Annotated in this window: 11 protein-coding genes; 7 read left to right on the forward strand and 4 right to left on the reverse strand. The window is 62.1% G+C overall.

The window, feature by feature from the left end; genetic code table 11:
• Positions 1-191 precede the first annotated feature (191 nt).
• The 5 genes from C8K58_RS05565 to yccS all read left to right on the forward strand — a co-directional run bounded on the left by C8K58_RS05565 (position 192) and on the right by yccS (position 7,704).
• Positions 192-1,082, forward strand: a complete 891-nt coding sequence (locus C8K58_RS05565; RefSeq protein ID WP_027606025.1) for an alpha/beta fold hydrolase — start codon at positions 192-194, stop codon at positions 1,080-1,082.
• Positions 1,083-1,118: 36 nt separating this feature from the next.
• Positions 1,119-2,546 (forward strand): multidrug transporter subunit MdtD, encoded by a 1,428-nt coding sequence (gene mdtD, locus C8K58_RS05570; RefSeq protein ID WP_108573355.1) that lies wholly within the window; start codon positions 1,119-1,121, stop codon positions 2,544-2,546.
• A gap of 130 nt (positions 2,547-2,676) precedes the next feature.
• Positions 2,677-4,014: an ATP-dependent RNA helicase DbpA gene (gene dbpA / locus C8K58_RS05575; RefSeq protein WP_235865629.1), complete on the forward strand. Its 1,338-nt coding sequence runs from the start codon at positions 2,677-2,679 to the stop codon at positions 4,012-4,014.
• Positions 4,015-4,196: 182 nt separating this feature from the next.
• Positions 4,197-5,375 (forward strand): NAD(P)/FAD-dependent oxidoreductase, encoded by a 1,179-nt coding sequence (locus C8K58_RS05580; RefSeq protein ID WP_027606028.1) that lies wholly within the window; start codon positions 4,197-4,199, stop codon positions 5,373-5,375.
• Between the two features lie 145 nt (positions 5,376-5,520).
• Complete coding sequence (gene yccS, locus C8K58_RS05585) at positions 5,521-7,704, forward strand: YccS family putative transporter (protein WP_092355627.1); 2,184 nt, start codon at positions 5,521-5,523, stop codon at positions 7,702-7,704.
• 96 nt (positions 7,705-7,800) lie between these two features.
• Here yccS and C8K58_RS05590 read toward each other — a convergent pair whose 3' ends face one another.
• Positions 7,801-8,538 carry an ABC transporter substrate-binding protein gene (locus C8K58_RS05590; RefSeq protein WP_027606030.1) on the reverse strand — a complete coding sequence of 246 codons (738 nt, stop codon included), beginning with the start codon at positions 8,536-8,538 and terminating at the stop codon, positions 7,801-7,803.
• 200 nt (positions 8,539-8,738) lie between these two features.
• Here C8K58_RS05590 and C8K58_RS05595 point away from each other — a divergent pair, with 200 nt between their 5' ends.
• A complete protein-coding gene (locus tag C8K58_RS05595) occupies positions 8,739-9,191 on the forward strand; it encodes a GNAT family N-acetyltransferase (protein ID WP_027606031.1) in 453 nt (150 codons plus the stop codon).
• 39 nt (positions 9,192-9,230) lie between these two features.
• Here the strand turns inward: C8K58_RS05595 and C8K58_RS05600 are convergent, their stop codons facing one another.
• From C8K58_RS05600 to C8K58_RS05610, 3 genes are read right to left on the reverse strand one after another with little or no spacing between them, the layout of a single operon-like run.
• A complete protein-coding gene (locus C8K58_RS05600; RefSeq protein ID WP_108573358.1) occupies positions 9,231-9,527 on the reverse strand; it encodes a helix-turn-helix domain-containing protein in 297 nt (98 codons plus the stop codon).
• A gap of 19 nt (positions 9,528-9,546) precedes the next feature.
• The gene (locus tag C8K58_RS05605; RefSeq protein ID WP_108573360.1) at positions 9,547-10,047 is read right to left on the reverse strand and encodes a M48 family metallopeptidase; all 501 of its coding nucleotides are present in this window, start codon (positions 10,045-10,047) and stop codon (positions 9,547-9,549) included.
• A 43-nt stretch (positions 10,048-10,090) separates the two neighbouring features.
• Complete coding sequence (locus C8K58_RS05610; RefSeq protein ID WP_027606034.1) at positions 10,091-12,196, reverse strand: bifunctional diguanylate cyclase/phosphodiesterase; 2,106 nt, start codon at positions 12,194-12,196, stop codon at positions 10,091-10,093.
• Positions 12,197-12,504: 308 nt separating this feature from the next.
• Between C8K58_RS05610 and C8K58_RS05615 the strand changes: the two genes are divergently transcribed.
• Complete coding sequence (locus C8K58_RS05615) at positions 12,505-13,170, forward strand: polysaccharide lyase family 7 protein (RefSeq protein WP_027606035.1); 666 nt, start codon at positions 12,505-12,507, stop codon at positions 13,168-13,170.
• Positions 13,171-13,251: the final 81 nt, after the last annotated feature.

The raw sequence follows: 13,251 nt of genomic DNA on the forward strand, positions 1-13,251 counted from the left end.
TCCCACCTTGTCCTGTGCTGATTTCAGACATCCCGGTTTCAGCCCTTCCTACCGTAGATTCTCTTCCTCCCAGTCTGCACGGGCAGCCTGTTGTCGCCTGCGGAAAACCTCGTTATAACGGTTAGTGGCACCCCGCCACCTCACCCACGAGAGCACGACCTTGCCCGGGAAGGGCAAGCTGGAGCGTTGACATGAACCATGGAAGTTTTGTCATAGAAAAGCTGTTCAAGCACTACAACGTTCATGTTGAGCAGTTGGGAAACGATTCGGAAAAGAAGACCATCCTGATGGTCAATGGCGCACTGTCCACCACACGCTCATTCGCCCGTACCAGCAAATGCCTGGCCGAGCATTTCAATGTGTTGTTGTTCGACCTGCCCTTCTCGGGCTATTCCCGCGAACACAACACCGACCTGGATCTGGTGACCAAGGATGACGAGGTGCAAATCCTGCGCGCCCTGGTCGAGCGCTTCCAGGTCAACCACCTGGTCTCGGCCTCCTGGGGCGGCATCTCCACGCTGCTGACCCTGGCGCACAACCCGCCGTCGATCGAAAGCTCGGTGGTGATGGCCCTGGCGCCCAACCTCAACCAGGCCATGCTCGACTATGTGGAGCGCGTGCGGGTGCTGATCGAGGCCGATGACAAATCCGCCGTCGGCCACCTGCTGAACGAGACCGTCGGCAAATACCTGTCGCCACGCCTCAAGCGCAACAACCATCGGCACCTGTCGAACATGGCCACCACCGAGTACCGTCAGGCGCGCTTTCATATCCACCAGGTGCTGGCATTGGGTGATGGCAACTACCTGCCGGCGCTGCGGCAGATCGAAACCCCGGTGCACTTTCTCAATGGTGCGCTGGACGAATACACCCCCGCCGCCGAGGCCCGACTGTTCAAACAGTACGTGGGCCACAGCAGCTTTGCGGTGGCCGAACACACTGGGCATTTACTCGACCTGGAGTCCCGCGAGGCGGCTTTGGCGGTGCACCGGGCGTTGTTGGATTTCCTGGTGGGAGAGCACGCGAACTTGTCGGACTTAGATGAACCGCCAGTGGGAAAAGGAGCGACGAATGGCGCATAATCGCCGACACATAGCCGGCTAACAAAAAGGTACCCCATGCCAGAGCGTGCCCCTCTCGATGCCAAGACCGCCCGCTGGCTCCCCTGGGTGGTCGCGATTGCCTTCTTCATGCAATCGCTGGATGGGACGATTCTCAACACGGCGCTGCCGGCCATGGCCCGGGACCTGGCGGAAAACCCGCTGCGCATGCAAGGGGTGGTGATCGCCTACATGCTCACCGTCGCCCTGCTGATCCCGGCCTCGGGCTGGATCGCCGACCGCTTCGGCACCAAGAAGATTTTCTTCGGTGCGATCATGCTGTTCAGCATCGGCTCCTTGCTGTGCGCCCTGTCCAGCAGCCTGACCATGCTGGTGGGCGCGCGGGTCATCCAGGGCCTCGGCGGTGCGCTGATGCTGCCGGTCGGGCGGCTCGTGGTGCTACGTGCCTACCCCCGCTCCGAACTGGTGCGGATCATGGGCTTCATCACCATCCCCGGTCTGCTCGGGCCCTTGCTCGGCCCGACCATGGGCGGCTGGATGGTGCAATACCTGACCTGGCACTGGATCTTCCTGATCAACCTGCCGGTGGGCATGATCGGTTGCTACGCCGTGTGGAAATTCATCCCTGACCTGCGCGGCAGCGAGCGCACACGCTTCGATGGCCTCGGCTTTCTGTTGTTCGGCGCGGCGATGGTGCTGATCACCATTGCCATGGAAGGCCTGGGCGAGCTGCACCTGCCGCACCTGCGGGTGATGCTGCTGCTGTTCGGCGGGTTGGCGTGCCTGGCGGCGTACTGGCTGCGCGCCGGGCATATCGATAACCCGCTGTTTTCACCGGCGCTGTTCAAGACCCGCACCTTCGCGGTGGGCATCCTCGGCAACCTGTTCGCGCGCCTGGGCAGCGGTGCCTTGCCGTTCCTGGTGCCGTTGCTGCTGCAGGTGGCCCTGGGGTACTCGCCGTCCCAGGCCGGCATGAGCATGCTGCCCCTGGCGGCGGCGGCGATGTTCGCCAAGTCGGTGGCGCGTCCGTTGATCGAGCGTCTGGGTTATCGCGTGGTGCTGACCGGCAACACCCTGGCCCTGGGCATCATGCTGGCGAGCATGGGCCTGGTCAGCGAACAGACGCCCTACCCGCTGCTGCTGGCCATGCTGGCGGTGCTGGGGGCGATCAACTCGCTGCAATTTACCGCGATGAACACCGTCACCCTCATCGACCTTGATGACGCCCAGGCCAGCAGCGGCAACAGTCTGCTGTCGGTGGTGGCGCAACTGTCCCTGAGCCTGGGGGTGGCCTGTGCCGGTGCATTGCTCGGCGGGTTTACCGCAGAATCGGGCAACGACGGCGTGAGCACGGTGCTCGGCGCGTTCCAGCTGACCTTCCTCACCGTGGGCATCATGGCAATGCTGGCGGCGGCGATCTTCCTGCAACTGTCGCCCCAAGACGGCAAACGGGCGGCCAGCCCGGAACAGCATATCGAGCATTAACCGGCGTCTCGTCTAGAACTTGCGGGGAAATTCCCACAGGGCTGGTACACTGCGCGACATTTTGTTTTGCAGAGCCAGTCCCGTGACTACCATCGCCACCGCTTTTAATACTTTGCCCCTGTCCGCCGCCATGCTGGCTAACCTCGACTCGCTGGGTTATGTCGAGATGACGCAGATCCAGGCGCAAAGCTTGCCGGTGATCCTCAAGGGGCTGGACCTGATTGCCCAGGCCAAGACCGGCAGCGGCAAGACCGCGGCGTTCGGCATTGGCCTGCTGAACCCGATCAACCCGCGCTACTTCGGCTGCCAGGCCCTGGTGATGTGCCCGACCCGTGAGCTGGCCGACCAGGTCGCCAAGGAAATCCGCCGCCTGGCCCGCGCCGAAGACAACATCAAGGTCCTGACCCTGTGCGGCGGCGTGTCCCTCGGCCCGCAGATCGCTTCCCTGGAGCACGGCGCCCACGTGATCGTCGGCACCCCGGGCCGTATCCAGCAACACCTGCGCAAGGGTTCGCTGGTGCTGGACGGCTTGAACACCCTGATCCTCGACGAAGCCGACCGCATGCTCGACATGGGCTTCTACGACGCCATCGAAGACATCATCAGCAAGACCCCGCCGCGCCGCCAGACCCTGCTGTTCTCGGCCACCTACCCGGTGAGCATCAAGCAACTGGCCTCGAAATTCATGCGCGCGCCGCAGCAAGTGAAAGCCGAAGCGTTCCACTCCGACGACCAGATCGAGCAGCGCTTCTACGAGATTTCCCCGGAAGAGCGCATGGACGCCGTGACCAAGGTGCTGGCGCATTTCCGCCCGGCCTCCTGCGTGGCGTTCTGCTTCACCAAGCAGCAAGTGCAGGAAACCGTCGACCACCTGACGGCCAAGGGCATCTCCGCCGTCGGCCTGCATGGCGACCTGGAACAGCGCGACCGTGACCAGGTATTGGCGATGTTCGCCAACCGCAGTACCTCGGTGCTGGTGGCCACCGACGTCGCCGCCCGCGGCCTGGACATCGACGCGCTGGACATGGTCATCAACGTCGAACTGGCCCGCGACTCGGAAATCCACATCCACCGCGTGGGCCGTACCGGTCGTGCCGGTGAGACCGGCATCGCCATCAGCCTGGTGGCGCCGTCCGAAGCACACCGCGCCCAAGCCATCGAGCAACTGCAGAAGTCGCCGCTGAACTGGGACCAACTGGACAACCTCAAGCCGCAAAGCGGTGGTCCGCTGCTGCCGGTGATGAGCACCCTGTGCATCGCCGCCGGACGCAAAGACAAGGTGCGCCCGGGCGACATCCTCGGCGCATTGACGGGCGAAGCCGGCATCCCGGGTGCCCAGGTCGGCAAGATCGCGATCTTCGACTTCCAGGCATTCGTGGCCGTGGAACGCGGCATCGCCAAGCAGGCGTTGCAGCGCTTGAACGACGGCAAGATCAAAGGCCGCTCGTTGCGCGTTCGGATCCTGTAACACGATCTCCGACCTATATGGAGATCCAATGTGGGAGCGGGCTTGCTGTGGTGAGCGGGCTTGCCCCGCGCTGGGCTGCGAAGCAGCCCCATTGAATCGGGAGCAAGCTCCCCTCACCACAGCAACCCCCCGCCCCCAGTTTTGATTGCATTCCAGACCCGTATTTTTATGAGGACATTGCTGTGCGCTCGACCGAAGTTGTGATCATTGGCGCCGGCGCCGCAGGCTTGATGTGCGCACTGACCGCCGCCGGGCGTGGGCGCAAGGTGATGTTGCTCGACCATGCGAACAAGGCCGGCAAGAAGATCCTGATGTCCGGCGGTGGCCGCTGCAATTTCACCAATATGTACACCGAGCCGGCCAATTTCCTCTCGCACAACGCGCACTTCTGCAAGTCGGCCCTGGCCCGTTACACCCAGTGGGATTTCATCGGCCTGGTGGCCAAGCACGGCGTGCCGTACCACGAGAAGAAACTCGGCCAGCTGTTCTGCGATAACAAATCCAGCGACATCCTCGGCATGCTGTTGGACGAATGCATCCAGACCGGCGTGAGCCTGCACCTGGACACTTCGATTGAAGAAATCGCCAAGCTCGACAGCGGCTACCAGTTGCAGACCACCTTGGGTGAACTGCGCTGCGAATCCCTGGTGATCGCCACCGGCGGCCTGTCGATCCCGACCCTGGGCGCCAGCGGCTTTGGCTATCAAGTCGCCAGGCAGTTCGGCCATGAGCTGTTGCCGACCCGCGCCGGGCTGGTGCCGTTCACCATCACCGACCAGCTCAAGGACTTGTGTGGCGAGCTGTCCGGGACCTCGGTGGATTGCCTGGTCAGCTGCAACGGCCAGAGCTTTCGCGAGAACCTCCTGTTTACCCATCGCGGCCTCAGCGGCCCGGCGATTCTGCAGATTTCCTCCTACTGGGAGTCCGGCGACACGCTGGAGATCAACCTGCTGCCCGACCACGACGCCCACACCTGGCTGCAACAGCAGCAGGTCGAGCGCCCCAACAGCGAGCTGAAAACCCTGCTGGGTGAAATCTTCACCAAGAAGATGGCCAACCTGCTGGCGGACACCTGGTTCGCGTCCAAGCCGATGAAGCAGTACACCCACGCCGAAGTGGCCGACATCGCGCAAAAACTCTCGAGCTGGCAGCTGGTGCCGGCGGGCACCGAAGGCTACCGCACAGCCGAGGTGACCTTGGGCGGCGTGGATACGCGGGAAGTCTCGTCCAAGACCATGGAATCGCTGAAAAGCCCGGGCTTGTACTTTATTGGGGAAGTGCTGGATGTGACCGGGCATCTGGGCGGGTTTAACTTCCAGTGGGCGTGGGCCTCGGGTTACGCCGCAGCGCAGTACGCCTGATGAATGTGGGAGGGGGCTGGCTCCTTCCCACATTTGATTTGCGGTATGCCTGGGAATAATTTGCTGACAGATGTGATCACCACCCTTGCCGTGGCGTCACTGATGGCTCAATTTAGCGGCATCGTCCCGGAAGACTCCAGACTTCATGTCATCGACCTCGTTCAAGCAGTCCATGCGGCGCCTGTGGGCGCTGGATAAATTCAGCTACAGCATCCGGGTGTTTATCGCCCTCACCGGCAGCATGGCGCTGTGCTGGTATCAGGATGAAATGACCCTGCTGATCCCGCTGTTCCTGGGGATTATCGCCAGCGCCCTGGCCGAGACCGACGACAGTTGGCAAGGCCGCCTCAACGCCCTGGCGGTGACGCTGGTGTGTTTCAGCATTGCCGCGCTGTCGGTGGAGCTGTTGTTCCCCTACCCCTGGATTTTCGCCATCTCCCTGGCCCTGGCCACGTTCTGCCTGACCATGCTCGGCGCCTTGGGCGAACGCTATGGTGCGATTGCTTCGGCCACCTTGATCCTGTCGGTCTACACCATGATCGGCGTGGACCAGCGCGGCGGCGCCGTCAGTGATTTCTGGCATGAGCCGTTGCTGCTGGTGGCCGGCGCCGCCTGGTACGGCGCGTTGTCGGTGCTGTGGCAGGCGCTGTTTTCCAACCAGCCGGTGCAGCAGAGCCTGGCGCGGTTGTTCCGTGAGCTGGGGCGCTACCTGAAGCTCAAGTCGTCGTTGTTCGAACCGATTCGCCAACTGGACGTGGAAGCCCGCCGCCTGGAACTCGCCCAGCAAAACGGCCGGGTGGTGGCGGCGCTGAATGCGGCGAAGGAAATCATCCTGCACCGCGTCGGCAATGGCCGGCCGGGGTCGAAGGTCAGTCGCTACCTCAAGCTGTACTTCCTGGCCCAGGACATCCACGAACGCGCCAGCTCGTCCCACTATCCTTACAACGCCCTGGCCGATGCGTTCTTCCACAGCGATGTGCTGTTCCGCTGCCAACGCCTGTTGCGCCAGCAAGGCAAGGCCTGCCAGTCCCTGGCCGAGTCGATCCAGTTGCGCCAGCCGTTCATCTATGACGACAGCTTCGCCGAAGCCCTCAGCGACCTGAACGCCTCCCTGGAACACCTGCGCATCCAGAGCAACCCGGCCTGGCGCGGCCTGCTGCGCTCCTTGCGCGCCCTGGCGGCCAACCTGTCCACCCTTGACCGCCTGCTCGGCGACGCCAGCAACCCCGACGCCCTGGCCGATGCCACCGACAGCAACCTGCTGGACCGCGCCCCACGCAACCTGAAGGAAATGTGGACGCGCCTGCGTACCCAACTCACGCCGACATCGCTGCTGTTCCGCCATGCGCTGCGCCTGTCCCTGGCGCTGACCGTCGGCTACGGCATGCTGCATGCGATCCACGCCTCCCAGGGCTACTGGATCATCCTCACCACGCTGTTCGTTTGCCAACCGAACTACGGTGCCACGCGGCGCAAGCTCGGCCAGCGAATCATCGGCACCGCCATCGGCCTCACCGTGGCGTGGGCGCTGTTCGACCTGTTCCCAAGCCCGCTGGTGCAATCAATGTTCGCCATCGCCGCCGGCCTGGTGTTCTTTATCAACCGCACCACCCGCTACACCCTGGCCACGGCGGCGATCACCCTGATGGTGCTGTTCTGCTTCAACCAGGTGGGCGATGGCTACGGACTGTTCCTGCCACGCCTGTTCGATACCCTGCTCGGCAGCCTGATCGCGGGCCTGGCGGTGTTCCTGTTCCTCCCGGACTGGCAAGGCCGACGACTGAACAAAGTGCTGGCCAACACCCTGACCTGCAACAGCATCTACCTGCGCCAGATCATGCAGCAATACGCCGCCGGCAAGAGCGACGACCTGGCCTACCGCCTGGCCCGGCGCAATGCCCACAACGCCGATGCGGCGCTGTCCACCACCCTGGCGAATATGCTGATGGAGCCTGGGCATTTCCGTAAGGAAGCGGATGTGGGCTTCCGCTTCCTGGTGCTGTCGCACACCTTGCTCAGCTACCTGTCGGGGCTCGGGGCACACCGCGAAACCCAACTGCCGGCCGAGGTGCGCGCGCACTTGATCGATGGCGCCGGCAATAGCCTGGCGGCGAGCATTGACGAAATCGCCACCGGGCTGGCGAACAAGCAGCCGATTGCGATTCAGAGCGATGCCGAGGAGGCCTTGGCGGCGGACCTGGAGCAGATGCCGGATGAGATTGATGAAGGGCAGCGGCTGGTGCAGACGCAGTTGGCGTTGATATGCAGACAGTTGGGACCGTTGCGCACGCTGGCGGCGCATTTGATCAAGGACACCAGCGCGGCTTAGACCGCTATCGGGGGCAAGCCCCCTCCCACATGTTGACTGTGTTTACAAATCAAAACTGTGGAAGGGGGCTTGCCCCCGATGAGGCCCGCACAGGCCCTACATGCCATGGGCCTTCATCAACCGCTCATAACTGCCATCCGCCTTCATCCTGGCAATCTCGCGGTCAAAACCGGCAACGATCTGCGCATGCTCAGGGTTCTTCAGGCTGACCAGGATATGCAGGCTGTTTTCGCTCAGCGGTGTGGGCAGAAACTCCACCGCATTGCGCACCCGCACCGACTCGCGCGACAAGTAATAGCGCGCCACATACTCATCCTCCACGGTCAACCGCACCCGCTGCGCCGCCAGCATGCGCACCGCCATGGCGAAGTTATGCACCGGCACTTTCTGCAACTGCCCATCCCCATCGAACGCCGCTGAATAGGCATAACCGCGCACCACGGCAATGGGATAGTCGTGCAACTGCTCCAGGTTCTGGAACTCGATGGGATCGTCACGGCGCTTGATGAAACGTACGCGATTGAGCAGGTATTCGCCGGAAAACTGCCCCAATTGTGTACGGGCCTCGTCGTACCAGGCGTTGACCAGCACGTCATAGCGCCCGTCGCCCACCCCCATCAGCGCCCGCGCCCAGGGCACCTGTTGGAAGTCGCTGGCATAGCCCGCACGGGCCAGGGCCGTGGTGACTATATCGGTGGCCAGGCCACCGTTGATCAAGGTGGCATCGGTAAACGGTGGCCAGGCATCCGCGACCAGGCGCAGACGCTGTGCGAACACAGGTGTCGCCAGCAACAACACTCCAATCAAAGCAACGGCACGAGACAATCGCGGCATGCTCAAAATCCTTGGCGGCAGGCGGTGGCCTTGGCTCAGGCAGGGCCTGAGGTTCTAACATTAGCTCAGATTACACAAAGAAACGGGCGTCGAGAGCACTCAATGATGGCAAATTGATTTCATTCACAAAAATAGTCGATTTAGACAGAGTCGCCCGCTGCGCTTACTATCCAGAACAGACATTCAAGCGAGAACACACCATGACAGTCGATTGGGTCTGTAAACATCACACCGACCTTGGCAAGGAGCAGCTGTACGCCATTTTGCGTTTGCGCGGCGAGGTCTTTGTTGTCGAGCAGAAGTGCGTCTACCAGGATATCGACGGGCAAGACCTGGCGGGCGATACCCATCACCTGATGGCCTGGAAAGACGACGAGCTGGTGGCCTACCTGCGGCTGCTGGACCCGGAGTCCCAGGGCGGCGACGTGGTGATCGGCCGTGTAATCGTGGCGCCGGTTGCACGGGGCACCGGGCTGGGGCACCAGATGATGGAAGAAACCCTCAGGCAGATTGACGATATCTGGCCTGAGACGCCGATCTTCCTGTCAGCCCAGGCCCATCTGCAGGGGTATTACGGGCGGTATGGGTTTGTGGTGGCGGGAGAGGAATACCTGGAGGATGACATTCCGCATATCGGGATGCGGCGTACTTGAGGCTTGCTCCCGATAGCGTCGGCCCCGCCACCGCTGAACTCAGGGGTAACCCAGAACCCGCTTGATCTGGCTGAGATTCACCTCGATCCACCCCCGATCAATCGCGCCCCAATCGCGAATCCGATAATGCCCGGCATGGTTGCGGGCCCCATCCTCCTGCTCGAACTCACACACAATATCCAGGTCCGCCAGCGCCGCAATCGTGTCCTGCGCGGTGCGCCGGGGCATGCCGGTGACCTCGGTCAGCGCCGGGACGCTGCTGGCCAGCCCACTGTCGATCAGGTACGCCACGTACAGCCGGCGGTAGAAGCTGCTTTTGGTCTTGCTCACATCCATGGTTGGTCGCCTTGTGCGGTCAGGGCTTGCCCTGCAGGTCGCGATACGTGAGGTACACCCGCAGGTCGAATTCCACCTGGTGGTAGCCGGGCATCATGTAGTCGCAGAGTTTGTAGAACGCTTTGTTGTGGTCCGATTCCTTGAAGTGCGCCAGCTCGTGAACCACGATCATGCGCAGGAATTGCGGCGCGACCTCTTTGAACAGCGAGGCAATGCGGATCTCTTTCTTGGATTTGAGGTTGCCGCCCTGCACCCGCGAAATCGTGGTGTGCAGGCCCAGGGCGCGGTGGGTCAGGTCCAGGCGGTTATCGAACAGCACTTTGTCGATGGCCGGCGCGTTGCGCAGGTGTTCCTGCTTCAAGGCCTGGGCATAGGCGTACAGGGCTTTGTCGCTCTGCACCCCATGGCGGTCGGGGTAACGCTGTTCCAGGTAGGCGCCCAACTGGTCCTTGGCGATCAGTTGGCGCACTTGCTCCTGGAGGGCAGCGGGGTAGGCCTGGAGGTATTTCAGCGCGGTCATTGGGGTCTGCAACAGGATTCGGATGGGCGCCAGTGTAGCGAATTCAGCGCACGCGGGCGCGTGACCAGTCGACCACTTCTTCAGCCATCAGGGGCTGCGCCGCCCACGGCCCCTGGATAAACGGGCAACCCTGGGCCTTGAGCCACTGGGCCTGCTCCTGGGTTTCCACGCCCTCGGCCACCACGACCACCTCAAAATGCCTGCACAGCTCGATAATACTGCGCGCCATCGCCGCGTCCCGCACCGAGCCCGGCAGCCGCGCAACCAATTGCGGATCAAGCTTGAGCGTATCGAAGGCCAGGTCGCGCAAATGCGCCAGGGAACATTGCCCCGAACCGAAGTCATCCAGGGCGATACGCACCCCAATACGGCGCAGCAACTTGAGCTGCTTGGCGGCCTCTTCCAGGTTACTCATCAGGCAGTCCTCGCTGATTTCCACCTCCAACTGGTACCCCTCCAGCCCATAGCGCTCCAGCATCTGCTGCAGTTGGTTCACCAGGTTAGGCATATTGAACTGGCTGCTGCTCAGGCTCACGCTCAGCACCAATTCATCGTCGAACGCGGCTTGCCACGCCTGGCGCTGGGCGGCGATCTGCTGATAGATCCACGCGCTCAGTTGACTGATCAGCCGCGCCTCTTCCAGCAAGGGTAAAAACAGCCCCGGCGGCACATCTCCGACGCTGGGGTGCCGCCAGCGCAACAACACCTCAACGCCGCGCAAACGCCCATCCACCAGCGAAACCTGGGGCTGATAGACCAGGGTGAAATCCTTGTTTTGAATCGCCGTGCGCACGCTGTCTTCAAGCATCAACCGCGAGCGGGCGCGACCGTTCATTTCCTGGTCGTAATAACGATATTGCTGGCGGCCGGCGCGCTTGGCTTCGTACATGGCGATGTCGGCCGCGCGCAGCAAACCACTCAAATCCGAGCCGCAATCCGGGAAGGTGGCAATGCCGATGCTGACGCCGAGCATCACATCCAAACCGTCGACCTGCTGGCACACCGACACTCGCTCGATCAGCTTTTCCGAGATCTTTGCCGCCTGCTCCGGAAACTCCAGCTCCAGCAACGCCGTGAATTCATCGCCGCCCATGCGGCCGATAATGTCGTAGGAGCGCAGACAACCCTGCAATTGCTCCGAGACCCAGCGCAATACACGGTCGCCGGCATCATGGCCCAGGGAATCGTTGACCCGCTTGAAACCGTCAAGGTCCAGGTACAGCAACACCAGGGACTGCTCTGTCCGCTCACTGCGGGATAAGGTGTTTTCCACCGCCTGGTAGAAACCGCGCCGGTTCAACAGCCCGGTCAGCGGATCCGTCACGGCCTGGAATTCCAGCTGCTGGTGCAGGTGGCGCACTTCGGACATATCCAGCACCGTCACCACCATGGCCTTCTGTTCTGCGGGCAGCGGCGCGCAGGACAACGCCACCGGCACTTGCTGGCCACGGCTGGTGCGCAGGAGCGCATCGTGCAGGCGCCAGGTTTCACCGCGGCGGTAGTCGGCGTACATTTGCGAATCTGGCCATGTGGGCACATGGGGCTTTTGCAGGAAACTCAGGAAGTCCTGGCCTTGCAGTTCCTGGATCGTGGCATTGAGCAGGCGCGAAATCGCCGGGTTGGCGTATTCGATCACGCCCTCTTCACTCACCACCAGGATGCCCTCGGCGGCATTGTCCAATACCGAGGCATTGAACGCCCGGGCGGACTCCAGGTCATGGCTCAGGCGCTGCAAGGCCCGGCGGTTGCGCTGGTGCTCCAGCAACGCCTGGACCTTGGGCTTGAGGATGTGCGGGTCGAAGGGCTTGAACAGGTAGTCGATGGCGCCGCTGGCGTAGCCTTCCAGCACGGCGGCGGGGGATTGGGCGTTGGCACTCAGGAAAATGATCGGGGTCATGCGCGTGCGCTGGCTGCCGCGCATCAAGCGAGCGACTTCGAAACCGTCCATGCCGGGCATCATCACATCCAGCAGCACCAGGTCGACCTCATGCTGCAGCAGCAACTCGAGGGCTTCCACCCCGGACGCGGCGGTGATCACCACCCAATCATCACGTTGCAGAAGCGCACGCATGCTGATCAGATTTTCCGGGTAGTCATCGACCACCAGAAGAACCGAACTGCCATCGCCATGAGGTGGAGCGCATTCCATGCTAGGTCTCTTCCTTGGGTCTACTCCGGTCACTTCTGAGAGAAAACCCGGACAAACATTGAGGCCTCACTCTAGCCCCGGATCCTGAAAATCAGAAGTGACGTGGACGCCATCATTGCGCCAAAGTTCAGTCAGCCGACTAACGGTCAACCTCTACAGCCCACGGTTCATGGGAAACATGGCTTTTTGGCATTCCCTTGGCGCCAATAAATTGCCAGCAAGTGTTTAACAACTGGCTGACCACCGCCTATAAAGAACCTGTCAGGCCCCCGGGCCAAAGCCTTCACCCCCTGTAAAAGGCCAATGCCATGATCGACCTCTCCACTTGGAACCTGAGCATTCCGGTCGGCTCGCCCCCCGCGACCATCGACACGCCAAAGCTACTCAGCGGCTTCAACGACCAATACTTCCAGGCCGAAGGCAGCAACGTGCAATTCTGGACCCCCGTCACCGGCACCCGCACCGAAAACGCCGTGTACCCGCGCAGCGAACTGCGCGAAACCTACGCCGACGGCCGCCTGCGCAACTGGACCTACCCCGAAGCCGACAACTTCCTGCGCGCCACCCTGGCGGTCAACCAGGTGCCCTCCAGCGGCAAGATCGTCATCGGCCAGATCCACGCCTACGACAGCCAGAAACCGCTGATCAAGCTCGAATACCAGTTCAAGGAAAAGACCCAGACCGGCAACATCGTCGCCAAGGTGCGCATGCGCCCGGACGAAGATGAAAGCCGCGTGATCATCGTCGCGTCCAATGTGCCGCTGGAGAAAAGCTTCACCTACGTGATCAACCTCAACAAGGCCGGCCTGCTCAGCGTGTACGCCGCTGACAGTGAGTGGAACGAGCGCATTGGTGCGGCGTGGGCCGCCAAGCCCTTGTACTTCAAGGCGGGCGCATATGTGCAGGACAACAGCGGGGACAGCAAGGAAGGCGCGAAGGTGACGTTTGCCAAGTTGGATATTGATCACGAGTGAACGGATCGGCCTCGATTCGAGCAGGCAATGCCCGATAGGCGCAAGACTGATTTCCTGCCAAAAAAAAGCCCGCATCGCTGC

The sequence above is a fragment of the Pseudomonas sp. GV047 genome (genome assembly GCF_003058245.1).
Classification (GTDB): domain Bacteria; phylum Pseudomonadota; class Gammaproteobacteria; order Pseudomonadales; family Pseudomonadaceae; genus Aquipseudomonas; species Aquipseudomonas marginalis.

What these genes read in the sequence shown, in the direction of transcription:
- mdtD (WP_108573355.1), top strand. Translation starts at nt 1,119, where the DNA reads ATGCCAGAGCGTGCCCCTCTCGATGCCAAGACCGCCCGCTGGCTCCCC.
- C8K58_RS05615 (WP_027606035.1), top strand. Translation starts at nt 12,505, where the DNA reads ATGATCGACCTCTCCACTTGGAACCTGAGCATTCCGGTCGGCTCGCCC.
- C8K58_RS05610 (WP_027606034.1), bottom strand. Translation starts at nt 12,196, where the DNA reads ATGGAATGCGCTCCACCTCATGGCGATGGCAGTTCGGTTCTTCTGGTG.
- C8K58_RS05590 (WP_027606030.1), bottom strand. Translation starts at nt 8,538, where the DNA reads ATGCCGCGATTGTCTCGTGCCGTTGCTTTGATTGGAGTGTTGTTGCTG.
- C8K58_RS05605 (WP_108573360.1), bottom strand. Translation starts at nt 10,047, where the DNA reads ATGACCGCGCTGAAATACCTCCAGGCCTACCCCGCTGCCCTCCAGGAG.
- C8K58_RS05595 (WP_027606031.1), top strand. Translation starts at nt 8,739, where the DNA reads ATGACAGTCGATTGGGTCTGTAAACATCACACCGACCTTGGCAAGGAG.
- yccS (WP_092355627.1), top strand. Translation starts at nt 5,521, where the DNA reads ATGTCATCGACCTCGTTCAAGCAGTCCATGCGGCGCCTGTGGGCGCTG.
- C8K58_RS05600 (WP_108573358.1), bottom strand. Translation starts at nt 9,527, where the DNA reads ATGGATGTGAGCAAGACCAAAAGCAGCTTCTACCGCCGGCTGTACGTG.
- dbpA (WP_235865629.1), top strand. Translation starts at nt 2,677, where the DNA reads ATGCTGGCTAACCTCGACTCGCTGGGTTATGTCGAGATGACGCAGATC.
- C8K58_RS05565 (WP_027606025.1), top strand. Translation starts at nt 192, where the DNA reads ATGAACCATGGAAGTTTTGTCATAGAAAAGCTGTTCAAGCACTACAAC.